Raw genomic sequence first — 24,958 nt, 5'->3', positions numbered from 1 at the left:
GGCGATCCTTGCCGTTGGTTACTTCTTGGTCTGGTTGGCCAGCGCGGCGAATTGCTGGTTCAGATAGCTGCTGGTCTGGTTCAGCTTGCTGACCAGCAGATCGAGCTGCGTGAACTGCGAGCGGTAGCGCTCGATGGTCGTGTTGACGCGGTCCTCGACCTGCGTGTAGCGGTCTTCCAGGTCCTTCAGGCTTTCGGTCAAGCCATCGGTGGCGACCTTGATCGCACCGTTGGTTTCATTCAGGTCGTCGATCGCGTCGGTGATCTGCTTGCCGTAGCCGCCGGTGCCGGTGGTGTGCGAGAACATCGAGGTCACGCCGCCGAGGTTCTCGCTGATCGCCTTGGTCAGCTTCTTGTCGTCGACCTGCAGCGTGCCGTCCTTGGTGAACGCGACGCCGATTTCCGACAGCGTGATGGTGCCGCCCTTGCCGTCCGGCTGCGGCACGTTCAGCATGCTGCGCAGGCTGGTCTGGATCGAGCGCAGCGTGCTGTCGCCGTTCAGCGCGGCGCTGCTGCCGGTGGTCGTGTCGAACGCGGTCAGCGACTTGGCCGTGCTCTGGATGTTGTTGTACGCGGTGACGAAGCCCTGGATCGCGGCCTTGATCGCGTCGGTGTCGCGCGTCACGGTCAGGCTGGTGGTGCCGGTCTTGTTCAGCGTCAGCGTCACGCCCTGGGCCGCGTCGGTCACGGTATTGCTCTGGCTGACGACGTCGATGCCGTTGATCTTCAGCTTGGCGTTGGTCGCCCGCACCGTTTCCTGCATGCCGCTCGGCTGCACCGCCTGGGTCGGATCGAAGCCGACCAGATTGCTCAGTTCGGGGCTGTCCGCGGTAATCCGCATGCTGGACTTTTCGCCGGTGGTGTTGGACGTCAGCACCAGGCGGTAGGGCGTGCCGCTGCCGTCGTTGACGATGCTGGCCGTCACGCCGACGTTGGCCTGGTTGATTGCGTCGCGAATGCCTTGCAGCGTGTTCTGGCCCGGCTTGATCTCGACGGTCTTGGTGCGCGCGGCGTCGGCGGTGAAGCCCAGCGGATCGGTATAGCCGCCGGTGCCTTCGTTGTAGCCCTGGCGCTCGCCGAATTCGAAGGTGATCTTGCCGGTGCCGATCGCGGTGGTCTGGCTGGCGACGTTGGTGCCGACCAGCGATTGCGCCTGCGCGAGGCTGGTGACGTTGACCGAGTAGGTGCCCGGCACGGCGTTGGAGCCCGCCGCGGCCGTCATGATGTCGCTGGAACCGGCCACCGCCTTGGCGGCGCCGAAGGTGGCCGCATCGGACAGCTTCTTCGCGGCGCTCTGGTAGGCCGACAGTACGCTGCTGAGGGTGCCGTAGGCGGAAAGCTTGGCCTGGTAGCTGGAGGCCTGGGTCTCGAGCAGCTTCAGCGGCGCCTTTTCCGCGGCCTCGAGCTTTTCGAGCAGCGGGCCGAGTTCGAGTCCGGAGCCGATACCGATGTTGGAGATGGTAGCCATGGTCTTCTGCCTTTGTTGTTCAGCTTGTCTACGATGGGCGGGGCGTCATGCCGCCTGGCGGACGAACACGCCCTGCAGCCTGTCCAGCGCGCGGGCGAACCGCAGCACTTCCTCGGTCGGCATCTGACGGATCAGTTCGCCGGTTTCCTTGTCGATGACCTTGGTCACGACGCGGTTGGTCACTTCGTCGATCTCGAAGCGCAGGCCGATCGACGTGGTACGCAGCACCTCCGTCAGCTCGCCGATCGCGCGGCGGATGTCGACCGCTGCCTCTCCGGCCTCGCCGTGAACGGTCGGCGAGATCGGCGCGATGGCCGGGTCCGCGCCGCCGGCGAGCGGCGGCAATGCGGCCGCCGTGCTCTGCGGCACGGCTGGCAGGGCCACGCCGGAGGGCGTGGCGACGGGCGAGACGGAGGGAGGTGCCATGGTCGATTCCGCTTCGGTTCGGTTCGATCTGGGCGCTTCCGAAGAAACGCTTTGCAGGCAGCGAACTGCCTGCAAAGCATTCCCAGCGGAAAACCGGGCCTTGCGGCCCGGCCTTCCGCGCCGTTGCGAATTAACGCAGCAGCGACAGCACGTTTTGCGTGGTCTGGTTGGCTTGGGCCAGCACCGAGGTACCAGCTTGTTGCAGGATCTGCGCGCGGGTCATGTTCGACACTTCCGTTGCGTAGTCAGCGTCCTGGATGCGCGAACGCGAAGCCGACAGGTTGGTCACCGTGGTGCCCAGGTTCGAGATCACCGAGTCGAAACGGTTTTGCACCGCACCCAGCGAGCTGCGCAGGGTGTCGACGTCCGACAGGGCTTTGTCCAGCTTGGCCAGCGGGTTCGAGCTCGCGCCCGAGGTGATGCTGGCCAGTTGGATGTTGGCGGTGTCGATCGCGAAAGCGGCGGTACCGGCGGTGGTGGTCACGTCGGCCGATTGCGGATCCAGAGCGACGTAGAACTCCTTCGCAACGGTCGCTTCGACTTCGAAGCCCTTGGCCTTCAGCGTGCTGACTTCGGTCGCGTCGGCGGCCGTGATCGTCACGGTGGCGTACCAGTTGCCGTTGTCGTCCTTCTCGGCCGTACCAGCCAGAACAACGCTGCCGGCGGCGACGCCCAGGCGCGAAGCCAGGTCGCCAGCGTTCGATTCCGTCACGGCGGTGGTCGTCACGTTGGTCGTGGTGCCGTAGGCGGCCTGGTAGTCGGCGGCGACCAGAGCGGCCGGCGTGCCCTTCGGGCCCGACACGTTGAAGCCGTCCAGACCCAGGGTCTTGGCGGTGATTTCCTTCAGGTCGATGGCGATGATTTCGCCGTCGTTCGCGCCGACCTGGATGTTCATCTTGGTGTCCTTGGCCAGAACCTTGACGCCGTTGAACTGGGTCTGTTCCGAGACACGGTTGATTTCTTCCAGACGCTGCTTGATTTCGTCCTGGATCGACTGCAGGTCCGAAGCCGAGTTCGAGCCGGTCGCGGCTTGCACCGACAGTTCACGGATACGCTGCAGGTTGTTGTTGACTTCCGTCAGCGCGCCTTCGGTCGTCTGAGCCAGCGAGATGCCGTCGTTGGCGTTGCGCTGAGCCTGGGTCAGGCCCTTGATGTTGGCGGTGAAGCGGTTGGCAATCGCTTGACCAGCCGCGTCGTCCTTGGCGCTGTTGATACGCAGGCCCGAGGACAGGCGCTGGATCGCGGTGTTCAGCGCCGATTGCGACGTGTTCAGGTTGTTCTGAGTCATCAGAGACAACGAGTTGGTATTAATGACTTGCGCCATGGTACGACTCCTATTTGCAATGTTTTACGCATTCCGGCGGGTGCCGTAACGTTGGCTGCCTGCACTGCAGGGCGTGAAGTGCCTCCGTTGCCAAGGTTATCGACCGGGCTGCCGAAAGGTTTAGAGTGATCTTTCGGCGGCGGTGCGGAAAGCTGTCATTGCGAGGCTGCGGGCGGCTCCGCGCGGGGCTCAGGCGCGCCGCCTGGAGCGCGTGCGGGGGAGTAAACAGGCGGACGAACTCGGGCGGGACCTCGTCCTGGGGCAGCTGGATCGGCTGCCCGTCGGCGCTGTCGGGGGTGATTGCCGCGATCGCATGCTTGTAGACGATCTGGGGCGCCGGGTCGCCCGGGGCGGTCGCCAGCAACACCATATAGGCGTCGGCGCCGACCACGACCCCGTGCAGGCGCACGCCGCTGGTCAGGTGCAGCACCACCGGATGCCGGCTGGCGCGGTGAAAAGCCAGTTGTCGGTCCTGCAGCTGACGGCCCGGGCGAATACTTCTGATTTCCTGATACTTCACGACTTCTCCGGTCGAGCCCGATAGGGTTCTGTCGGCAGACAACGGTACGGGGATCAGGCACGAGCCGGCGCGGATGCGGCGTGACGGTATCCGTATTGGCGAGAGCCTGATCATGGCGAGGGATGAAACATTCGCTCTCGGTACCGGCGCGGGGGAAGCCATCGCGTGTCCTTGCGGCCGTGGCGCTTGTTGTTCGCGGATGTTCTGCCTCGACGGTCGGACTGGCGGTGCTGCCAGAAGAGAAGGGGAATACTTCGGCCCGGAGAGTAACAAATTTTTACAACTCGGGGATCGAAGGGGCTCGGTCAACCGTCTAGAGGTAAACCTCTAATTAAATACTTGCATACATCTGTCGATATACGAGCCGGTGCACTGCCTGAAGTGCTTTTAGAGTCGCGCTGGTAGGGATGGGTGCATGGAAAGCCGGTTTCCCTCCGAGTAGGTACTCACCTCGGCGCTTTTGGGCGTGTCGCCCGACGGTCTGTCCCTGTTTTATTTGTAAAACAAAGTAAGTGTCACTATCGGCATTTACCCTGATGGAAACTCTATTTACACCTCATCTAAGCACCGCTATAGTCGGCCACGAGCCAATCGGCTCTAGCAGTCCTGGAAAGCCTACGAGCACCCCGCGCGTGGGCTTCTTTTTTTGCCCGCGTCCTGTGCAATGCCGGACGTCTTCGCCGCCTCAGGCGGAATACCGGATGCTCGGCGTCAATTGGACACCTGTCCCGTCTCGAGCGATCGGTGGAGTTGACGGGAGTTTTGCCCCTTGTTTTCCGTTTGCATTCCCTTTGCCTACGGCGCCTGTGCCTGGCGTTGGTTTTCCTGACACCTCCCGGTGACGCCCGACACCCGGCCATATTCCGGCCGTACCGGTTCCCCATCAAGAAAGCGCTCCCTCCTGCCGTTAGCGATGCACCGTCGCGCATGCGCGCGCGACGTCGACTACGAGAGAAAAGGGGGCGGTATGGGAGGATGGAAGCATTTCGGCATTGGCGCGCGCCTGGCGGCGGCCTTTGCCGCGATGGTGGCGCTGCTGGCCGTGGTGGCCGGCTTCGGCCTGATCGCGCTCGGCGACATGAACGCGTCGATGCGGACGACCGTCGAGCAGCGTCTGCTGAAGGTGATGGAACTCGATGGCGTCAAGGAGGGCGCGCAGGCCATCGGCATCATGGTGCGGGACGCGGTGCTGACCGAGGATCCGGCCGTGGTCCAGCAGAACGTCGGCCGCGTCAACGAGCGCCGCAAGCAGATGAGCACCACGCTCGACGAGCTTGCCAAGCTGATTGCCGCCACGGATAACGCCGGCCTCAAGAAGGTCTTCGACGAGCTCGGCAAGCACCGCGCCGCGTATAACACCCAGCTCGACCAGTTGCTGACCCAGTTGCAGGCGGGCGAGTTCGTCGCTGCGCGAGCGGGCCTGATTGTCACGCTGCCCGCCGCGCAGGCGGCGTACTTCGAGCGCCTCGACACGCTGATCGCCTCGGGCCGCAAGATGGCCGTCGACGCGGTGGAGCAGGCCCAGGCCGACTATCTGTTCACGCGCAATCTGCTGCTCGCGCTGGGCGCGGTGTCCGCCCTGTTGGCCGTCGGCCTGGCCGTGGCGATCACGCGCTCGATCGCCGGACCGGCGCGGCAGGCGCTGGCCGCTGCCGAGGCGCTGGCACAGGGCGACCTGGCCTTCGCCGTCCGCGCCAAGGGCGACGACGAGATGGGGCGGATGCTGAAGGCCATGCAGCGCGCCTTCGCGGAACTGTCCGTGCTGGTGCGCGGCATCCAGGGCGCCTCGGGCGCGATCGACGGCGCCACGCGCGAGATCGCCAAGGGCAACACCGACCTGTCGCAACGTACCGAGGAACAGGCGGCCTCGCTGCAGCAGACCGCGGCCTCGATGGAGCAGCTGACCTCGACCGTGCGCCAGAACGCCGACAACGCCCGCCAGGCCAACCAGCTGGCCGTCAACGCCTCGGCCGTGGCCGCCGAGGGCGGACGCACGGTGCGCAGCGTGGTCGAGACGATGCAGGGCATCTCGCAGTCGTCGACCAAGGTGGCCGAGATCATCGGCGTGATCGAGGGCATTGCCTTCCAGACCAATATCCTGGCGCTGAACGCCGCGGTCGAGGCCGCGCGCGCCGGCGAGCAGGGGCGCGGCTTCAGCGTGGTGGCGGCCGAGGTGCGCAGCCTCGCGCAGCGCAGCGCCGCGGCGGCCAAGGAGATCGGCGAACTGATCAACCGCTCGGTGGAGCAGGTGGAAGTCGGCGCCCGCCAGGTCGAGCAGGCCGGCGGCACCATGGACGGCATCGTGGAAGCCGTTCGCCGCGTGACCGACATCATGGGCGAGATCTCCGCCGCCAGCGCCGAGCAGTCGACCGGCATCGAGCAGGTCAACCGCGCGATCGCGCAGATGGAAAGCGTGACGCAGCAGAATGCCGCGCTGGTCGAACAGGCCGCGGCGGCCGCCGAGAGCCTGCAACAGCAGGCCGCCGGGCTGGTGCAGGACGCGGCCAAGTTCCGCGTCGAGGCTTCCCCGGCCGCATTGCCGCGTGCCGCGGAACCGGCCCGGGAACGGGCGCTCGCCATGGCGGCGCCGTTGGGGAAGTCGTCGGCGCAAGGGGCCATGTCGACCGCGGCGCGGGAGCGAGCCCGCTGCCGACAGGCGCCACCGCGAATCCAGAGCCGGCAGTGCCGCCGCAACGCCTGGGAAGGCCCGACCCGCGGCGCTACGGCCGTCCGCCTTGGCGACGGAAGCTTCCGGTGCTGGGGCCGACGACTGGCAGAGTTTCTGAACATATCTCGCCAGGCGAAAGCAGGCCGATGGCATAGCCCATAGCTCCCAGGGCCACTGCGATCCTCCGTTTGTCGCGCACAATCGACAAGCAAAGGAGGCCAGAAATGAATCGCGCTTTAATAGGCAATGCCATTCGCCAGAAACGAATGGCGCTTGGCTTGACGCAGCAGATGCTGGCCAGGATGGCCGACATCTCTCGACAGACCGTGAGCGGCATCGAGCATGGCCGTATCAACTTCACGCTCGATATGCTTGGTCGCTTGGGCGATATCCTGGGGCTAACGCTACAGGTTGCGGAGATTCATCCGAGGGCCATCGGGCCCTTGCGGAGTTCAGAGGGTAGCGAAAGCGTGCAGAAACGCACACTTTTAAGCAAGCGCCTACAATAGCCTCCTGTCCTTCATTAGAAAAGCCGGTCCGACCAGTGGGGTCGTGCACCGGCTATGTTGTTTCTCCTTGCCCGCCCGATGATCGCTCCCGCTCGTTCTGGTCTGCGCCTTGTCGGCGCGGCTGCCTCCATTGCGGCCTCCGCAGATTCTCCGACGTCGCCTGCGGCGTCATCCCTCCCGCCAAGGCCTCTTCACCCCGGCGAGCCGACCGGGTCTCCACCGGTCCCGGTGATGCAGGTCATCTTCGGCCTGATGCTGGCGATCCTGCTCGGGGCGCTCGAGCAGTCGATCGTCGCCGTGGTGCTGCCCGAGATCGCCCTGCGCCTGAACGGGTTCGACGTGATGGCCTGGGTCGTGTCGGCCTACCTGATTGCGTCGACGGTCGCCACGCCGATCTACGGCAAGCTCTCCGATGTGCTCGGCCGGCGCTCGGTGCTGTCGTTCGCGATCGTGCTGTTCCTGCTCGCCTCGATCGCCTGCGCGCTGGCGCAGACCATGCCGCAGCTGATCGTCGCGCGCATCCTGCAGGGGCTCGGCGGCGGCGGGCTGATCTCGGTATCGCAGGCCGCCATCGCCGACGTGGTGCCGCTGCGCGAGCGCGGCCGCTATCAGGGCTATGTCAGCGGCGTGTGGGCGGTCGCCAGCATGGCGGGACCGGTGATCGGCGGCTACCTCGCGCACTATCTGTCGTGGCGCTGGATCTTCTGGATCAACCTGCCGCTGGCCCTGCTGGCGCTGGTGACGGTGCGCCGCGCGCTGCGCCATCTGCCGGCCGGCGGCGGCCGCAAGCATCGGATCGACTATCTCGGCGCGCTGCTGTTCGGCGGTGGGCTGACGGGCGTGCTGGTGTTCCTGACGCGCCTGGGCCAGGGGCACGATGTCTGGCGCGCCGACTCGCTGGGCCTGCTCGGCGGCGGCGTGGCGGCGCTGCTGCTGTTCGTCTGGCAGGAGCGCCGCGCGGCCGATCCGGTGATTCCGTTGGCGATGCTGCGCGTGCCGACGGTGGCGATCTGCTGCATCACGCTGTTCCTGTGCTTCTTCCAGTTGATCGCGATGTCGGTGCTGCTGCCGCTGCGCTTCCAGGTGGTCGGCGGCGCGCAAGCCGACAGCGCGGCGCTGCGGCTGGTGCCGCTGACGCTGGCGATTCCGTTCGGCGCCTTCATCGCCGGCCGGCTGATGACCTGGAGCGGCCGCTACAAGCCCTTGCAGCTGATCGGGTCGGCCGCGGCACCGCTGGTGATCGCGGCGCTGGCCTTCGTCGATCCGGGTGCGGTGGTGCTGACCGCGATCGTGATGGTGGCGCTGGGCCTGGCGATCGGCCTGCAACTACCGAGTGCGCTGGTGGCGACGCAGAACGCGGTGCCGCCGCAGCAGGTCGGCGTGGCCACCGCGCTGACGGCGTTCTCGCGGATGCTCGGCGGCGCGGTCGGCGTCGCGGTGCTGACCACCGTGCTGATCGCGCTGCTGCGCCACAGCGGCATGGCGGTCAGCCCGTTGCCCGGCGGCGAGGACGTGCTGATGCATCTGTTCCGCGAGGTGTTGTCGCTGGGCGATGGCGCCGAGGCGGCGCTGGTGCGGCAAACCGCGGAACGGTCCTTCCGCGCGCTGTTCCTCGCCAGCGCGGCGGTATCGCTGCTCGCGCCGCTGCTGGTTGTGCGGCTGCGCGAGGCGACGCTGCGCGGCAGTCCGGTCAAGGCGGCGGCGAGCGTCGAATAGCGGCCGAATCATCGGGGCGCGCCGCGTCATTCCAGGCGGCGCACCTCGATGGCCCATCTCGCTCAATCCCGCTCACGCGCGCTCAATTGCACTCAATCGGCGTCCCATCCCACCCGATCCCGCTCGATCAGTCCAGATCGACAACCTCCAGATCGACGACCCGGCCCGGGCACAGGATATGGTGCGGGTCGAGCGTCCGCTTCAGCAGGCGCATCACGGGCAGTTCCTCGGGCGTGCGCGAGCATCCCAGGAACGGCTTCTTGTGCGTGCCGATCCCGTGCTCGGCGGAAATGCTGCCGCCGAACTCCTGCACCACGCGATAGACCACTTCGCTGATCGCGTGCTCCGGAAAGTCCGGCAGCGCGACCCCCGGGCAGATAGACGCTGACATGCAGATTGCTGTCGCCGACGTGCCCGAAGTTCACCAGTTCGGCGGTCGACCACCGGTCCAGCACGGCCGCGCGCAGGGCCTGCGCGAACTCGCCGATCCGGCCGATCGGCAGGCTGACGTCGAAGGCGGCGTTGGGCGCCCACATCACCGGAAACTCGGCCACCGCGTCGCGCAACTGCCAGAAGCTCTGCGCCTCCTTGTCGCTGGTCGCGACCGCCGCGTCCTGGATCAGGCCCGCATCCATCGCCGTCTCCAGCATCGACTCGAAGGCGGGCGCGTCCTGGCCGGCGTCGTCGCCCTGCAGGTCCAGCAACACGTAGAAGGGATGGCCCGCGGGCAGCGGCGCACGGACGCCCGACACGCGCGTGGTCACCAGCTCGTAGAAGTCGGCCCACATCACCTCGAACGCGGACAGCCGGCCCGCCAGCTTGCGCTGCGCATGGCGCAGCAGCTGCACCACGTCCTCGTAGCGGGACAGCGCGCACAGCGCGGTCTGCGTGCTGGCCGGCAGCGGCGCCAGCTTCAGTACCGCGCGCGTGATCACGCCGAGCGTGCCTTCGCTGCCGATGAACAGCTGGCGCAGGTCGTAGCCCGCATTGTTCTTCAGCATCTTGTTCAGCGACGTCAGCACGGTGCCGTCGGCCAGCACCGCTTCGAGTCCCAGCACCTGGTCGCGCATCATGCCGTAGCGGATCACGCGATTGCCGCCGGCATTGGTGGCGATATTGCCGCCGATCTGGCAGCTGCCGCGCGCGCCCAGGTCCACCGGCAGCAGCCAGTCCGCGGCGCGCGCCGCCTCCTGCGCGGCCTGCAGCGTGGTGCCGGCCATCACGGTCATCGTGCCGGCCTGATCGTCGATCTCCTCGACGCCGCGCATCCGTTCCAGCGACAGCACCAGTTCGCCGCCGGCGGGCGTCGCGGCGCCGGCCAGTCCGGTCAAGCCACCTTGCGGCACCACCGCTTGCCGATGGCGATGGCAGATCGCCAGCACCGCGGACACCTCGGCGGTATTGCGCGGCCGCGCCACCGCGATCGGCGGCACCGGATCGAGCGGCGCGTACCAGTCCTTGCGAAAGCGCGTCTCGATGGCGTCGCCGGTCTGCAGCCCGGCGGGGTCGAGCACGGCGGCCAGTTCGGACAACAGGGCGTCACGGTGCGCGGCCGTGGAAAGAGTTTGAGTGATCGAGGTGGCCATGAACGGGTCTGGTAGCGGGATCGGTTGGATAAGGGGAAACGGCGATATTCGGCTCGGCGTTCGGCTTCGCACTCGGCCCGGCACTCGGCTTCGCACTCGGCCCGGCACTCGGCTCGGCATTCGGCTCGGCATTCGGCTCGGCATTCGGCTCGGCATTCGGCTCGGCTCGGCACGCGGCGGCGCGCTCACGCACCGCTCCACGCCTCGCGGTTGATCTTGACCGGCGATTCGCGCCGCGGCGCCTGCGTGCGAGCCAGATGCTCCATCGCCGGTTCGATGACCTCGGCGAGCTTGCGGAACGATGGCCCGATCTCTTCCTCGGGCACGCAGGCATAGCCCATCAGCAGGCCCTGCCGCGCCTGTGTCTCGTCGCTGTAGTAGCGCGACAGCGGCCGCGCACTCAGGCCCTGCGTGCGTGCCGCCATGCTGATGCCCAGATCGTCGGCGCCGGGCGGGAGATGCATCACCAGGTGCAGTCCGGCCTCGTGCGTGGAGGTGGGCCAGTCCGCGCCGAAGCGTTCCGCAATGGCCTCGCGCAGCAGGCTCTGCCGCTGCGCATAACGCAGCCGCACGCGCCGGATGTGGGTGGCGTAGTGCCCCTCCTCGATGAAGTCCGCCAGCACCGCCTGCTGGATCAGCTGCCCCTCGCGGAACAGCTCCGACAGGCCGATGGCGAAATGCGGGGCCAGCGGCTTGGGCAACACCATGAAGCCCATGCGGATGCCGGGAAACAGCGTCTTGGAAAACGTGCCCATGTAGATCACGCGATCGTGCTCGTCGAGCCCCTGCAGCGACGCGAGCGGGCGGCCCTCGAAGCGGAATTCGCTGTCGTAGTCGTCCTCGACGATCCAGACCCCGCGCTGGCGCGCGTACTCGAGCAGCATGCGCCGGCGCGACAGGCTCATCACGGTGCCGAGCGGGTACTGGTGCGACGGCGTGGCGAAGATGAAGCGCGGCGGGTTCTGCAGCGTGGCCGCGTCCGGCGCGATGCCCTCGCCGTCGACCGGCACGGGAATCGGCTCCACGCCGGAGTTCGATAGCAGGCTGCGCGTGCCCCAGTAGCCGGGGTCTTCCATCCAGGCCTTGTCGCCGGGGTCCGCGAGCAGGCGCGCGATCAGGTCGATCGCCTGATGGATGCCCGTCGTCATGATGATCTGTTCGGGATCGCACCGTACGCCGCGCGCCAGGCGCAGATGCTCCGCGAGGACGCGGCGCAGCGGCAGATAGCCGCCGTTGTGCGCATAGGTCAGCAGCTCGGGACGCGGCTCGCGCCAATGCTTGTTCAGCAGGCGGTTCCACACCGCGCGGGGGAAACAGCGAGACGTCGGGCACGCCGGCCATGAACGCACCCCATTGGCGATCGGACGCACCGGCATGCGATACCAGATGCTGGCCGCGCCGTGACAGCGCAAAGCGGTTCGGGTTTTGCTGCGCTGCAGGCACGGTGATGGTGCCATTCGCGGCGCCAACCTTGTGCAATGCACTATGGTCGGGAAAGGTGTGCGACACAAAGGTGCCACTTCCGGTCGATGCCGTGACGTAGCCCTCGGCCAACAGCTGCTCGTAGGCGTAGAGCACGGTGTTGCGCGAGACCCCGACCTCCTTGGCCAGCATCCGCGAAGCGGGCAGCTTGCACCCCGCGGGGATCGTACCGGCAAGGATTTCCTGGCGAATGATCTGATAGACCTGCCGGTTCATATGCGTGCCGGCCTTGTCGGCGCTGCCGTCGGCCGGCCGTTCCAGCCGTTGCAGCAGCAGCTCGGACAGAATGGACTCTTTCAAAATGGCTCCAGCAAAAACGGCAAATATGGACCTATCTATGGTGCCAACTGTGCGCTAATTTCCCACCCATCGCGTGCCGGTGCAAGCAGTTTTCACATCGGCGAGCCTCGCAGCACGGCGTTCCAAGGAGCCCCCATGCAAGATTCGGCAAGCCCACTCAGTACCTCTGACATCGCCGGCGCCGTGCGCGCGCTGTTGCCCTATATGGTCCAGACGCTGTCGGGCTTTGTCGCCGCCGCCAGCCCTTCGGGGCAGGAGCAACCCGCGGCGGAATTCATCGAGCAGGCCTTGCGCGATCTGGGACTCGAATCGGAGCGCATCCATCTGCGCGCCGATGCCATCCGCCATCTGCCGCTGTTCTCGCCGCCGTGCTGTCCCGATGGCGGCCGCTACAACCTGCTGGCCACGCACCGGCCCGCCGCGAAGGGCGGACGTTCGGTGCTGTTCAACGGCCATCTCGACGTGGTGCCCACCGGTCCCGAATCGATGTGGCGCAATCCGCCGTACACGCCGGTGGTCGAGGACGGCTGGCTCTACGGCCGCGGCGCCGGCGACATGAAGGCGGGCATCGTCTGCACGCTGGCCGCGTTCAAGGCGCTGCGCGCGCTCGGCGTGCAGCCGGCCGGCGCGGTGGGCTTCAACGCGGTGCTCGAAGAAGAGAACACCGGCAACGGCGCGCTAGCCACCGTGGCGGCGCTGCGCAGCGCGGTCGGCGCCGGCAAGCTGGCCGCCTTCGATACCGTGATCATTCCCGAGCCGCTGGGCGAGGGGCTGATGAGCGCGCAGGTCGGCGTCTACTGGATGTTCATCGAGCTGACCGGAAAACCGGCCCACGCGGCCTACATGACCTCCGGCGTCAATCCGGTCGAGGCGGGCGTGGCCGTGATGGAGGACCTGCGCGAGCTCGAGGCCGAATGGAACCGGCCCGAGAACCGCCCGCCGGTGTATCGCGACCACGCGCACCCGATCAACTTCAATCTCGGGCAGATCCACGGCGGCGAATGGAATTCGTCGGTGCCGTGCACCTGCACGCTCGGCGTGCGCATCGGCTTCTATCCGCATATGGACATCGACGAGACCAAGGCCATCGTCGAGGCGCGCATCCGTGCCACCGTCGCGCGGCTGGCCAGCAATCTGGAACTCGTTATCCGCTACGAGGGCTTCCATGCGCCGGGCTGCGAGTTCGATCTCGACGTACCAAGCATGCAGGCGCTGGCCGAGGCCCATCGCAAGGTCCACGGCGAACCGGTCAAGCGCGAGGCGACCACCGCCACCACCGATGCGCGCCATTTCCGCCTGATGCTCGATACCCCCGGTGACGTGCTACGGGCCGGTCGCCCGCAACATCCACGGCATCGACGAATCCGTGTCGCTCGACAGCATGGTGCGGGTGACCACCACGTTGGCGCAGTTCCTGCACGACTGGTGCGGTGTGGAGCCGATTGCCACGGCATGACGATCCAAGTGCAAGCAGTGCCCTCAGTACCCGCTGTTCACAACGACAAGGAAACGAGCCGATGAAACGAGTTACGACGCGCTTTCAACAGCGCCTGGCTTCGCTGGCGATCGCGGCGGCAGGCCTGTCCCTGTTGCCGCTGGCGCTGCCCGCCGGCAACGCCGCCGCACAGACCACCGGCGGCACGCTGTCCGGCATCGTGCAGCCCGAGCCGCCGATCCTGGTCAGCGCGCTCAATTCGCAGGCGCCGACGCAATACATCGCCGGCAAGATCTATCAGGGCCTGCTGACCTACACGCCGGACCTGAAGCCGCAGCCGGAGCTGGCCAAGTCGTGGAAGATCTCGCCCGACGGCCTGACCTACACCTTCGAGCTGCAGAGCGGCGTCAAGTGGCACGACGGCAAGCCGTTCACCTCGGCCGACGTGGTGTTCTCGATCGACAAGCTGCTGCGCGAGGTCCATGTGCGCACGCGGGCCGTACTAAACAAATACATGGCGTCGATCCGCGCGGTCAACGACACCACCGTCGAGATCAAGCTCAAGGAGCCGTTCCCGCCGTTCATCTCGATGTTCGAGACCGGCACCATGCCGATGATGCCGAAGCATCTGTACGAGGGTACCGACTACCGCAACAACCCGGCCAACCAGAAGCCGGTCGGCACCGGCCCCTTCATGTTCAAGGAGTGGAAGAAGGGCGCCTATATCAAGCTGGCGAAGAACCCGAACTACTGGAAGAAGGGCAAGCCGTACCTGGACGAGCTGGTTTTCTACGTGATCCCCGATTCGGCCTCGCGCGCGGTGGCGTTCGAAAAGGGCGACGTGCAGGTGCTGCGCGGCGGCGATGTCGACAACGTCGACGTCAAGCGCCTGCGCGCGCTGCCCAACGTCGAATACACCACCAAGGGCTGGGAGCTGTTCTCGCCGATGGCGAGCATGCTGATGAACCAGCGCAAGCCGCCGTTCGACAACGTCAAGGTGCGCCAGGCGGTCATGCATGCGCTGAACCGCAAGATGATCGTCAACAACATCTTCTTCGGCATGGGCAAGCCGGCGGTCAGCCCGTTCGCGTCCACCACGCTGTTCTTCGACAAGAACATGCCGGCGATGGACTTCAACCTGAAGAAGGCGCGCGATCTGATCAAGGAATCGGGCGTCAACGTCGGCCAGTATCCGATCAAGATCCTGGCCACCTCGTACGGCGCCAACTGGGACCGGCTCGACGAGTACGCCAAGCAGATGCTCGAGCAGCTCGGCTTCAAGGTCAGCATCGAATCGGCGGACGCCGGCACCTGGGCCGCGCGCGTCAGCAACTGGGACTTCGACCTGACCACCACCTACACCTACCAGTACGGCGATCCCGCGCTGGGCGTGGAGCGGCTGTACGTGGCGCGCAATATCGTCAAGGGCACGCCGTTCGCCAACGTGCAGGGCTACAACAACCCGAAGGCCGACGAACTGTGGGCCAAGGCGGGCGCCACCATGGACCCGGCCGAGCGCCAGAAGCTCTATAGCGAGGTGCAGCGGATCCTCGTCAACGACGTCGCCAACGCCAACCTGTTCGAGCTGGAGTTCCCCACGCTCTATCGCAAGAACGTGAAGAACCTGGTGACCACGGCGATCGGCCTGAACGAGTCGTTCGACAACGTCTCGATCGAGAAGAACTGAGCGCTGTAGCGCCATCCGAAGCGCCCCCGGTGTTCTCCCCTCTCCCGCCAGCGGGAGAGGGGCAGGGTGAGGGTGACCGCCCCAACGAAGTGCTGTCCGCCGCCGATCGCCCGCGTGGAGCCTGCCGTGAATTTCCTTTCCTTTCTGATCTCGCGTCTTGGCAAGGCCATCGTGGTCGTGCTCGGCGTCGTCATCATCAATTTCTTCCTGATCCGCCTGGCGCCCGGCGATCCGGCCACCGTGATGGCGGGCGAGGCCGGCGCCGGCGATGCCGCCTTCGTCGGCCAGCTGCGCGAGCAGTTCGGCCTCGACAAGCCGCTGCTGACGCAACTCGGCATTTATCTGAAGGGCGTGGCCCAGCTGGACCTGGGCTATTCGTACCGCAACCATCTGCCGGTGCTGGACCTGATCCTCGACCGCCTGCCGGCGACCTTCCTGCTGATGAGCGGCGCCTTCGTCTTCTCGATCGTGCTGGGTGTGCTGCTCGGCGTGATCGCCGCACGTACCCGCTACGAGAATCGCCGCCGCTGGATCGACAGCGCGGTGATGTCCGGCGCGCTGCTGCTGTATGCGACGCCGCTGTTCTGGCTGTCGCTGATGGCGATCATCCTGTTTTCGGTGGTGCTCGGCTGGCTGCCGGCGTTCGGCATGGAGACCATCGGCGCCGGCTACACCGGCATGGCGCGCGTCAAGGACGTGGCGCTGCACATGATCCTGCCGACGATCTCGCTCGGCTGCTTCTTCATGGCCGTCTATGTGCGGCTGACCCGCGCCTCAATGCTGGAGGTGATGGGCATGGACTACGTGAAGACCGCGCGCGCCAAGGGCGTTCCCGCCAACCGCGTGATCCGCGTGCACGTGCTGCGCAACGCGCTGCTGCCCGTGATCACCTTCGCCGGCATCCAGCTCGGCCAGATGGCCGGCGGCGCGGTGCTGACCGAGACGGTGTTCTCCTGGCCCGGTATCGGGCGCCTGATGTTCGATGCGCTGCTGCAGCGCGACTACCAGCTGCTGCTGGGCATCTTCTTCGTGACGTCGGCCCTCGTCGTCTTCTTCAACCTGCTGACCGACGTGCTCTATCGCTTCATCGATCCGCGCATCTCGGTCGGCGGCAAGGGAGCCACCGCATGAAAGCCTTCCTGCAACGCTATTGCCGCAACTACGGCGCGGTCATCGGCGCGCTGGTGCTGCTCGCCGTGATCGCCTTCGCGCTGTTCGCCCCGGTGCTCTACGAGGATTCGCCGTGGCTGATGGTGGCCGATCCGCTGGTGCACCCGTTCGCCGATCCGGCCTATCCGTTCGGCACCGACATGCTGGGCCGCGACATCACCGCCGGCATGCTGTACGGCGCGCGGGTATCGCTGCTGGTCGGTGTGATCTCCACCGCGGTCGCGCTGCTGTTCGGCATCCTGATCGGCGCGGTGGCCGGCTATTGCGGCGGCCGCATCGACGACGCGCTGATGCGCTTTACCGAGTTCTTCCAGACCATCCCGCAGCTGGCGATGGCGGTGGTGATCGTCGCGATCTTCAATCCGTCAATCTATTCGATCGTCGGTGCGATTTCGGTGGTGTCCTGGCCGCCGGTCGCGCGCCTGGTGCGCAGCGAATTCCTGTCGCTGAAGCAGCGCGAGTTCGTGCAGGCCGCGGTGGTGATCGGCCAGAAGCCGCTGCGGATCATCGCCACGCAGATCCTGCCCAATGCGATGTCGCCGATCATCGTGTCGGCCTCGTTCATGGTCGCCACCGCGATCCTGACGGAGTCCGCGCTGTCCTTCCTGGGCCTGGGCGACCGCAACATGATGAGCTGGGGCTTCATGATCGGCGCGGCCCGCACGATGATCCGCGAGGCATGGTGGATGAGCGTGTGGCCCGGCGTGGCGATCCTGCTGACGGTGCTGTCCATCAACCTGATCGGAGAAGGCTTGAACGACGCCATGAATCCGCAGCTGCGCCGCCGCGGCGAATGAGGGAGCCAGCCATGCCTGTCCAACCGATGCATCCTCATCAAGGTTCCCACGGCGCCCACGGCGCCCACGGCGCCCACGCGGCGCAGGTTTCCGCGCCGCTGCTGTCGATCCGCGACCTGACCATCGCGCTGCCCAAGGGCGGCGACCGCCCTTACGCGGTGCGCGACATCTCCTACGACCTGCATGCCGGAGAGATCCTGTGCATCGTCGGCGAATCGGGCTCCGGCAAGTCGATGAGCGCCAACGCCATCATGGGGTTGCTGCCGTCCTACCTGAAGCCGCAGGGCGGCCGCATCCTGTTCCGCGGCAAGGACCTGCTGGCGCAGGACGAAGCCACCTTGCTGGCGATGCGCGGCAAGGACATGGCGATGGTGTTCCAGGAGCCGCTGTCCGCGCTGAATCCGGTGATGACCGTCGGCGACCAGATCGCCGAGGTCATGCGCGTGCACCACGCCTATCCGGGCGAGGCGCGCATGCGCCGCGTGCTGGAGCTGCTCGACTTCGTCGGCCTGCCCGATCCGGCGACGCTGGTGCACAGCTATCCGTTCCGGCTCTCGGGCGGCCAGCGGCAGCGCGTGGTGATCGCGATGGCGCTGGCGCTCGAGCCCGCGCTGCTGATCGCCGACGAGCCGACCACCGCGCTCGACGTCACCACGCAGGCGCAGATCCTGGCGCTGATCAAGCGCATCCAGGCCGAGAAGGGCATGGGCGTGATGTTCGTCACCCACGATTTCGGTGTGGTGGCGGAAATTGCCGACCGGGTCGCCGTGATGGAGAAAGGCGTGCTGGTCGAGATGGGGGACCGCGCAGCAGGTGCTGAACCACCCGCAGCATCCCTATACGCGCCGGCTGATCGGCGCGGTGCCGCACGGGCGCTGCGGCGAAGCGGACGGCCAGGCCGCGGAGACGGTGTTGGAGGTGCGCGACCTGCGCAAGACCTATGTGTCCGGCGGCGGCCTGTTCTCGCGCAAGCGCGTGGTGCATGCGGTCGACGGCGTCAGCTTCACCGTGCGGCGCGGCGAGACGCTGGGCATCGTCGGCGAGTCGGGCTCGGGCAAATCCACCATCGGCAAATGCCTGCTGCGGCTGACGGACATCGATGGTGGCACGCTGCTGTTCCAGGGCCAGGACATCGCGAAGCTGCCGGAGCGGCGCTTCCGGCCGCTGCGCAAGGACGTGCAGATGATCTTCCAGGACCCGTTCGCCTCGCTCAACCCGCGCCATACCGTGGGCCGGATCATCAGCGACGGGCCGGTCGCGAGCGGCGTGCCGCGCCAGCAGGCGGAGGCCAGGGCGCGCGAACTGCTGCAGCTGGTGGGGCTGGAGGACTCGGCCTTCGACCGCTATCCGAACCAGTTCTCCGGCGGGCAGCGCCAGCGCATCGGCATCGCCCGCGCACTGGCGCTCGAGCCGAAGCTGCTGGTGGCCGACGAATCGGTGTCCGCGCTCGACGTCTCGGTGCAGGCGCAGGTGCTGGAGCTGCTGGCCACGCTGCAGAAGCGGCTCGATATCGGCCTGATCTTCATCACGCACGACCTGCGCGTGGCGGCGCAGATCTGCCACCACGTGATCGTGATGCACAAGGGCAAGGTCGTCGAATCCGGGCCGCCGGCCCAGATCTTCGACGCGCCGCGCCACGACTACACGCAGCGCCTGATCGCGGCGATCCCCGGCAAGGAGTGGGATCCGAAGGCGATCCGCGCCGCCGCATGACAACGCATTGGCCCGGACGGCCGGCCCGTATGCCGTCCGCGCGCCCAACCCGAAGCACCATGGAGAAGACGATGAAGAACGCCGAACTGGTCCGCCGCAAGGATGCCGCCACGCCCCGTGGCGTGGGCGTGATGTGCAATTTCTACGCCGAACGGGCCGAGAATTCGGAGATCTGGGACGTCGAAGGCCGCCGCTATATCGACTTCGCCGCCGGCATCGCCGTGCTGAACACCGGCCACCGGCATCCGCGCCTGGTCGCCGCCGTGCAGAAGCAGCTGGAGCGCTTCACGCATACGGCCTATCAGATCGTGCCCTACGCCAGCTATATCGAGCTGGCCGAGAAGATCAACCAGCGCGCGCCGGGCCAGTGGGCCAAGAAGACCGCGTTCTTCACCACCGGCGCCGAGGCGGTCGAGAACGCCATCAAGATCGCCCGCGCCGCCACCGGGCGGCCCGCGGTGATCGCGTTCTCCGGCGGCTTCCACGGCCGCACGATGATGGGCATGGCGCTGACCGGCAAGGTCGTGCCCTACAAGGTCGGCTTCGGTCCCTTCCCCCGGCGAGGTCTATCACGCGCCGTATCCGTGCGAGCTGCATGGCGTGTCGGTCGACGACTCGCTGAAGGCGCTGCAGGTCCTGTTCAAGGCGGACGTCGATCCGAAGCGCGTCGCGGCGATCATCTTCGAGCCGGTGCAGGGCGAGGGCGGCTTCAATGTCGCGCCCGCCGCCTTCGTCAAGGCGCTGCGCGCGCTCTGCGACGAGCACGGCATCCTGCTGATCGCCGACGAGGTGCAGACCGGTTTCGGCCGCACCGGCAAGCTGTTCGCGATGGAGCATTACGGCGTGGCACCGGACCTGACCACCATGGCCAAGAGCCTGGCCGGCGGCATGCCGCTGTCGGCGGTATGCGGCCGCGCCGAGATCATGGACGCACCGGCCCCGGGCGGGCTCGGTGGCACCTATGCCGGCAATCCGCTCGCGGTGGCTTCCCGCGCTGGCGGTGCTGGAGGTGCTGGAAGAAGAAAACCTGATCGCGCGCGGCGCCGCGCTCGGCGAACGGCTGATGGACCGGCTGCACAGCCTGCGCCCGCGCGTGCCGCAGATCGCGGAAGTGCGCGGTCTCGGCGCGATGGTCGCGGTGGAATTTCAGCAGGCAGACGGTAGCCCCGATGCGGAGTTCACGCGCGAGGTGCAGAACCGCGCGCTGCAGAAGGGTCTGCTGCTGCTGTCGTGCGGCGTGCACGGCAACGTGATCCGCTTCCTGTTCCCGCTGACCATCCCCGATGCGGTGATGGACGAAGGGCTGGACATCCTCGCCGACGTGCTGGTCCGCTGATCCGCCGATCCGCTGAGCAATACCGACGCCCCATTCCCCCGGAGCTTTTGATGCAATTGAACGATACCGGCCTGCTGCGTGCGCAGGCCCTGGTCGGCGGCGCGTGGGTCGACGCCGACCGCGGCGAGTCCTTCGCCGTCACGAATCCCGCCACCGGTGCGCCGATCGGCAGGGTGCCGATGATGGGCGCGGCAGAGACGCGGCGCGCCATCGAGGCCGCGCGCGTGGCCCAGATCGACTGGCGCCGCCGCACCGCGCGCGAGCGCAGCCAGATCCTGCGCAAGTGGCATGAACTGATGCTGGCGAACGCCGACGACCTCGCGCTGCTGATGACCACCGAGCAGGGCAAGCCGCTGGCCGAGGCCAAGGGCGAGGTGGTCTACGCCGCATCGTTCCTCGAATGGTTCGCCGAGGAAGGCAAGCGCGTCTGCGGCGATGTGCTGGCGTCCCCGACGGCGGACCGTCGGCTGGTGGTGGTCAAGGAACCGGTCGGCGTTTGCGCGGCCATCACGCCGTGGAATTTCCCGCTGGCGATGATCACGCGCAAGGTCGCGCCCGCGCTGGCGGCCGGCTGCACAATGGTGCTCAAGCCCGCCGAGGACACGCCGCTGTCGGCGCTGGCCCTCGCCGTGCTCGCCGAGCGCGCCGGCGTGCCGGCGGGCGTGTTCAGCGTGGTGACCGGCGACGCGGTGGCGATCGGCGGCGAGCTGACCGCCAATCCGGTGGTGCGCAAGCTGACGTTCACCGGCTCGACCGAGGTCGGCCGCATCCTGATGCGCCAGTCCGCCGACACCATCAAGAAGCTGTCGCTGGAGCTGGGCGGCAACGCACCGTTCATCGTGTTCGACGATGCCGACCTCGATGCGGCGGTGGAGGGCGCCATCGCGTCGAAGTACCGCAATGCCGGCCAGACCTGCGTCTGCGCGAACCGGCTCTACGTCCACGACAAGGTCTACGACGCGCTTCGCCAGCAAGCTGGTCGACGCGGTGGCGAAGCTCAAGGTCGGCCATGGCGTCGAACCCGGCGTGCTGCAGGGGCCGCTGATCAACGAGGACGCGGTCGCCAAGGTCGAGCTGCATATCGCCGACGCGCTTGACAAGGGCGCGCGCGTGCTGGCCGGCGGCAAGCGCCATCCGATGGGCGGCACCTTCTTCGAGCCGACCGTGCTGGCCGACGTGACACCGGCGATGCGGGTGGCGAAGGAAGAGACCTTCGGCCCGCTGGCGCCGCTGTTCCGCTTCCATACCGACGACGAGGTGGTCGGCATGGCCAACGACACCGAGTTCGGGCTGGCGTCGTACTTCTACAGCCGCGATATCGGCCGCATCTGGCGCGTGGCCGAGGCGCTGGAGTACGGCATGGTCGGCATCAACACCGGCCTGATCTCGAACGAGGTGGCGCCGTTCGGCGGGGTCAAGCAATCGGGGCTGGGCCGCGAGGGCTCCCGATACGGCATCGAGGACTATCTCGAGATCAAGTACCTGTGCATGGGCGGCATCGACCGCTGACCTGGCGTTTGCCACCTCCGCCGCCGCGGCGCCGTCCGCGGCGCGGCACCACCGACCCACCGGTCCCCACCGAACCGAATCCGAGCCCGAACAACATGAGCAGACCCCAGGCAGTGCCGACCGTGCAGGTCGACAACGAGCGTGTGATCGTCACCGAATGGCGCTTCGCGCCCGGCGCGGAGACCGGTTTTCATCGGCATGGCTACGACTACGTGGTGGTGCCGATGACGACCGGCGCGCTGCTGCTGCAGACGCCGCAGGGCGAGGTCACCAGCCAGCTGGTGGCGGGACGCGCGTACTCGCGGCCGGCCGGCGTCGAGCACAACGTGATCAACGCGCACGAAGGGGAATGCGTGTTCGTGGAGATCGAAATCAAGACGGCGGCGGGCACGGCATCGCCGTCGTGCGCGGCCGCCCACGGAGCCAATCGATGACAACAGCATCCATCCAGGACCGGGCCCGAGACGCCCAATCGCTGCGCGAGCGCAATGGAGGCCAGATCCTGGTCCAGCAACTGCGCATCCATGGCGTCAAGCGCGTGTTCCTGGTGCCCGGCGAAAGCTATCTGCCGTGCATCGACGCGCTCTACGACCATCAGGACGCGATCCAGCCGGTGGTCTGCCGCCAGGAGAGCGGCGCCGGCTATATGGCCGAGGCCTACGGCAAGCTGACCGGCGAACCCGGCATCTGCTTCGTGACCCGAGGACCCGGCGCGACCAATGCCAGCATTGCGGTGCACACCGCCTATCAGGACTCCACGCCGATGATCCTGTTCGTCGGCCAGGTCGGCAACGACTTCATCGAGCGCGAGGCGTTCCAGGAGATCGACTATCGCCGCATGTTCGGCGAGATGGCGAAGTGGGTCGCGCAGATCGACCGCACCGATCGCATACCCGAGTTCGTCGCGCGCGCCTTCGCGGTGGCGACCAGCGGCCGGCCCGGGCCGGTGGTGCTGGCGCTGCCGGAGGACACGCTGTGGGGCAAGGCCGCGGTGCCCGATCTGCCGCGTTACCAGCGTGCACATGCGGCGCCCACGCCGGCGGCAATGGCGTCGCTGGGCACGCTGCTGGCGCAGGCGCAGCGGCCCTTCCTGCTGGTCGGCGGCTCCGGCTGGACGCCGCAGTCGATGCGCCAGATCGAGGGCTTCGCCGAGCGCTTCGCGCTGCCGGTGGGCGCGGCCTGGCGCCGGCTGGAATGCTTCGACAACCATCATCCGAATTTCGCCGGCCATGTCGGCTGGGGCATGGGCGAGGCGCTGCGCGCGCGCATCCGCGATGCCGACCTGCTGATCGCGATCGGCACGCGCATGGGCGAGGCGACCACCGAGGGCTACACGCTGGTGGAAAGCCCGCTGCCGCGCCAGCGGCTGGTGCACGTCTATCCGGATGCCAACGAGCTGGGCCGCGTGTTCCGGTCCACGCTGCCGATCGCCGCCGACGTGGTCTCGTTCGCGCAGGCCGTCGACACGCTGCGGCCCGCGGCCGAACCGGCGTGGGCGGGCCAGACCCGAGCCGCGCGAGGCGACTACCTGGCGCAGCAGGAGCCGGCACCCGCGCCCGGCCCGCTGAATGTGAATGCCGTGGCCTGCCATGTGCGCGACCACGTGCCCCCTGACGCCTGCATCACCGTGGGCGCCGGCAACTACGCGCTGTTCGCGCACGCCTACCACCGCTTCCAGGGCGTCGGCACCAGCCTGACGCCGACCGTGGGCTCGATGGGGTATGGGCTGCCGGCGGCGATCTCCGCCAAGCTGGAATACCCCGATCGCACCGTGGTCTGCTATGCCGGCGACGGCTGCTTCCAGATGAACCTGCAGGAGCTGGGCGTGGCGATGCAGTACCGGCTCGGCATCGTCGTGCTGGTCTTCAACAACGGCATGTGGGGCACCATCCGCGCCCATCAGGAGCGCGAGTTTCCCGGCCGCACCATCGCGCTGACCTTCGACAACCCGGACTTCAGCGAACTGGTGCGTGCCTATCGCGGCCACGGCGAAGTGGTGAGCAGTGACGCCGAATTCGGCCCGGCGTTTGCGCGCGCGCTGGAATTCGCCCACACGCAGCGGCTGCCCGCGCTGATCGAGCTGCGCTACGACCCGGACGGCGTGGGGCCCGGCATCACGCTGTCGCAGATTCGCGCGGCGGCGCTGGCGCGCCAGGCACAGGCCGGCTCCTGAACGCGCCGCGCCGGCAGGCGCCAACCCACGACCGCCGCCCGAAAACCTACACCCTACGATATGCGTGCCTTCTTCTCGGATGACCAGTTGCTCCATCAGCCGCGCCAGTTCATGCGCGCGGGCAGGCTGTGCGAGCCGACCGACGTGCCCGCACGCGCCGCCGCGCTGCAGGCCACGCTCGCCGCGCGCGGCATCGATCTGGCCGTCGCGCCGGACTACGGCCGTGCGCCGCTGGAAACGGTACACAGCGCGGCCTATCTCGATTTCCTGTGCGAGGCCTACGAACGCTGGCAGGCGCTGGCGCGCCCTGGCTTCGAACCGGGCATCGAGGTGCTGCCCAACCTGTCGCCGTACCACAACGGCAAGCTCGACCAGAGCCGCCGGCCCGATTGCCCCACCGACTCGGTGATCGCGCAGGCCGGCTATTACCTCGGCGACCTGAGCTGCCCGCTCGGCCCGCACAGCTGGCGGTCGATCCTGCGTTCGGCCCACAGCGCGGTGGCCGCGGCGGACTACGTCTGCGAGCACGGGGATGGCGGCATGGCCTACGCGCTGTGCCGGCCCTCCGGTCATCACGCGCACAGCGACCGCGCCGGCGGCTTCTGCTACGTCAACAACGCCGCGATCGCCGCGCAGGGTCTGCTCAAGCGCTTCGGCAAGGTGGCGGTGCTCGACGTCGACGCGCATCACGGCGACGGCACGCAGCAGATCTTCTACCAGCGCTCGGACGTGATGACGATCTCGCTGCATGCCGATCCCGCGGGCTACTACCCCTTCTATACCGGCTATGCCAACGAACGCGGCTACGGCGCGGGCTACGGCTACAACCTGAACTTCCCGCTGCCGCACGGCACGGGCGACGCCGGCTTCCTGGCGGCGCTCGACAGCGCGCTCGACGCGCTGCGCGACTACCGGCCGCAGGCGCTGGTGCTGTCGCTGGGCTTCGATACCTATGTGGACGACCCCATCAGCGTGCTGGCCGTCGGCATGGACGGCTACCGCGGCATCGGCGAGCGCATCCACGCGCTGGGCGTGCCGACGGTCGTGGTGCAGGAGGGCGGCTACGAGGTCGACGCCATCGGCCACGCGCTGGACGCCTTCCTGTCGGGCTTCGCCCCCCGCGATGGCCTGAGCCCCGCT

Annotated in this window: 12 protein-coding genes and 7 pseudogenes; 13 read left to right on the top strand and 6 right to left on the bottom strand. The window is 67.5% G+C overall.

Annotation, left to right across the window (positions count from 1 at the left end; translation table 11 throughout):
• Window positions 1–18: 18 nt before the first annotated feature.
• From fliD to OJJOAM_RS16920, 4 genes are all read right to left on the bottom strand, one after another.
• Entirely contained in the window at window positions 19–1,467 is a 1,449-nt protein-coding gene (gene fliD, locus OJJOAM_RS16935; RefSeq protein ID WP_422650478.1) for a flagellar filament capping protein FliD, read from the bottom strand.
• Window positions 1,468–1,512: 45 nt separating this feature from the next.
• Window positions 1,513–1,893 (bottom strand): flagellar protein FlaG, encoded by a 381-nt coding sequence (locus OJJOAM_RS16930; protein ID WP_422650477.1) that lies wholly within the window; start codon window positions 1,891–1,893, stop codon window positions 1,513–1,515.
• A gap of 130 nt (window positions 1,894–2,023) precedes the next feature.
• The gene (locus OJJOAM_RS16925) at window positions 2,024–3,217 is read right to left on the bottom strand and encodes a FliC/FljB family flagellin (protein WP_422650476.1); all 1,194 of its coding nucleotides are present in this window, start codon (window positions 3,215–3,217) and stop codon (window positions 2,024–2,026) included.
• Window positions 3,218–3,227: 10 nt separating this feature from the next.
• Entirely contained in the window at window positions 3,228–3,737 is a 510-nt protein-coding gene (locus tag OJJOAM_RS16920) for an RNA chaperone Hfq (RefSeq protein WP_422650475.1), read from the bottom strand.
• Window positions 3,738–4,575: 838 nt separating this feature from the next.
• On the opposite strand from OJJOAM_RS16920, the gene OJJOAM_RS16915 reads away from it, so the two are divergent.
• The 3 genes from OJJOAM_RS16915 (at window position 4,576) to OJJOAM_RS16905 (ending at window position 8,630) form a co-directional block, all read left to right on the top strand.
• Window positions 4,576–6,567, top strand: coding sequence for a methyl-accepting chemotaxis protein (locus OJJOAM_RS16915; RefSeq protein ID WP_422650474.1), 1,992 nt, complete (start codon window positions 4,576–4,578; stop codon window positions 6,565–6,567).
• A 62-nt stretch (window positions 6,568–6,629) separates the two neighbouring features.
• A complete protein-coding gene (locus OJJOAM_RS16910; protein WP_422650473.1) occupies window positions 6,630–6,914 on the top strand; it encodes a helix-turn-helix transcriptional regulator in 285 nt (94 codons plus the stop codon).
• Between the two features lie 231 nt (window positions 6,915–7,145).
• Window positions 7,146–8,630 carry an MDR family MFS transporter gene (locus OJJOAM_RS16905; protein WP_422650472.1) on the top strand — a complete coding sequence of 495 codons (1,485 nt, stop codon included), beginning with the start codon at window positions 7,146–7,148 and terminating at the stop codon, window positions 8,628–8,630.
• A gap of 127 nt (window positions 8,631–8,757) precedes the next feature.
• Here the strand turns inward: OJJOAM_RS16905 and OJJOAM_RS16900 are convergent.
• Both OJJOAM_RS16900 and OJJOAM_RS16895 read right to left on the bottom strand, forming a co-directional pair.
• Window positions 8,758–10,216, bottom strand: a pseudogene (locus OJJOAM_RS16900) (FAD-binding oxidoreductase).
• A gap of 185 nt (window positions 10,217–10,401) precedes the next feature.
• A pseudogene (locus tag OJJOAM_RS16895) lies at window positions 10,402–11,998 on the bottom strand (PLP-dependent aminotransferase family protein).
• A gap of 135 nt (window positions 11,999–12,133) precedes the next feature.
• Between OJJOAM_RS16895 and OJJOAM_RS16890 the strand changes: the two are divergent.
• From OJJOAM_RS16890 to OJJOAM_RS16845, 10 genes and pseudogenes are all read left to right on the top strand, one after another.
• Window positions 12,134–13,454, top strand: a pseudogene (locus tag OJJOAM_RS16890) (ArgE/DapE family deacylase).
• Between the two features lie 61 nt (window positions 13,455–13,515).
• Complete coding sequence (locus OJJOAM_RS16885) at window positions 13,516–15,120, top strand: ABC transporter substrate-binding protein (RefSeq protein WP_265634782.1); 1,605 nt, start codon at window positions 13,516–13,518, stop codon at window positions 15,118–15,120.
• 126 nt (window positions 15,121–15,246) lie between these two features.
• Complete coding sequence (locus OJJOAM_RS16880; RefSeq protein ID WP_226109322.1) at window positions 15,247–16,251, top strand: ABC transporter permease; 1,005 nt, start codon at window positions 15,247–15,249, stop codon at window positions 16,249–16,251.
• Complete coding sequence (locus tag OJJOAM_RS16875; RefSeq protein ID WP_226109320.1) at window positions 16,248–17,087, top strand: ABC transporter permease; 840 nt, start codon at window positions 16,248–16,250, stop codon at window positions 17,085–17,087. The genes OJJOAM_RS16880 and OJJOAM_RS16875 overlap by 4 nt, the downstream gene beginning before the upstream one ends.
• A 26-nt stretch (window positions 17,088–17,113) precedes the next feature.
• Window positions 17,114–18,800, top strand: a pseudogene (locus OJJOAM_RS16870) (ABC transporter ATP-binding protein).
• Window positions 18,801–18,859: 59 nt separating this feature from the next.
• Window positions 18,860–20,136: pseudogene (locus OJJOAM_RS16865) on the top strand (4-aminobutyrate--2-oxoglutarate transaminase).
• A gap of 50 nt (window positions 20,137–20,186) precedes the next feature.
• Window positions 20,187–21,645: pseudogene (gabD, locus tag OJJOAM_RS16860) on the top strand (NADP-dependent succinate-semialdehyde dehydrogenase).
• Between the two features lie 95 nt (window positions 21,646–21,740).
• Window positions 21,741–22,079 (top strand): cupin domain-containing protein, encoded by a 339-nt coding sequence (locus OJJOAM_RS16855; protein ID WP_422650471.1) that lies wholly within the window; start codon window positions 21,741–21,743, stop codon window positions 22,077–22,079.
• Complete coding sequence (locus tag OJJOAM_RS16850; RefSeq protein ID WP_422650470.1) at window positions 22,076–23,818, top strand: thiamine pyrophosphate-binding protein; 1,743 nt, start codon at window positions 22,076–22,078, stop codon at window positions 23,816–23,818. The genes OJJOAM_RS16855 and OJJOAM_RS16850 overlap by 4 nt, the downstream gene beginning before the upstream one ends.
• Before the next feature lie 60 nt (window positions 23,819–23,878).
• Window positions 23,879–24,865 (top strand): annotated as a pseudogene (locus OJJOAM_RS16845) (histone deacetylase family protein); the annotation flags it as partial.
• Window positions 24,866–24,958: the final 93 nt, after the last annotated feature.

It is taken from the genome of Cupriavidus sp. H18C1 (assembly GCF_049311595.1).
In the GTDB taxonomy this organism is placed as follows: Bacteria; Pseudomonadota; Gammaproteobacteria; order Burkholderiales; family Burkholderiaceae; genus Cupriavidus; species Cupriavidus cauae.
The sequence above is the reverse complement of the archived record's forward strand: the minus strand, read 5'-3'. Positions and strand labels throughout refer to the sequence as shown.

Coding starts and splice junctions, on each gene's coding strand:
- fliD (WP_422650478.1), bottom strand. CDS start 1,467: ATGGCTACCATCTCCAACATCGGTATCGGCTCCGGACTCGAACTCGGC.
- OJJOAM_RS16930 (WP_422650477.1), bottom strand. CDS start 1,893: ATGGCACCTCCCTCCGTCTCGCCCGTCGCCACGCCCTCCGGCGTGGCC.
- OJJOAM_RS16925 (WP_422650476.1), bottom strand. CDS start 3,217: ATGGCGCAAGTCATTAATACCAACTCGTTGTCTCTGATGACTCAGAAC.
- OJJOAM_RS16910 (WP_422650473.1), top strand. CDS start 6,630: ATGAATCGCGCTTTAATAGGCAATGCCATTCGCCAGAAACGAATGGCG.
- OJJOAM_RS16905 (WP_422650472.1), top strand. CDS start 7,146: ATGCAGGTCATCTTCGGCCTGATGCTGGCGATCCTGCTCGGGGCGCTC.
- OJJOAM_RS16885 (WP_265634782.1), top strand. CDS start 13,516: ATGAAACGAGTTACGACGCGCTTTCAACAGCGCCTGGCTTCGCTGGCG.
- OJJOAM_RS16875 (WP_226109320.1), top strand. CDS start 16,248: ATGAAAGCCTTCCTGCAACGCTATTGCCGCAACTACGGCGCGGTCATC.
- OJJOAM_RS16855 (WP_422650471.1), top strand. CDS start 21,741: ATGAGCAGACCCCAGGCAGTGCCGACCGTGCAGGTCGACAACGAGCGT.
- OJJOAM_RS16850 (WP_422650470.1), top strand. CDS start 22,076: ATGACAACAGCATCCATCCAGGACCGGGCCCGAGACGCCCAATCGCTG.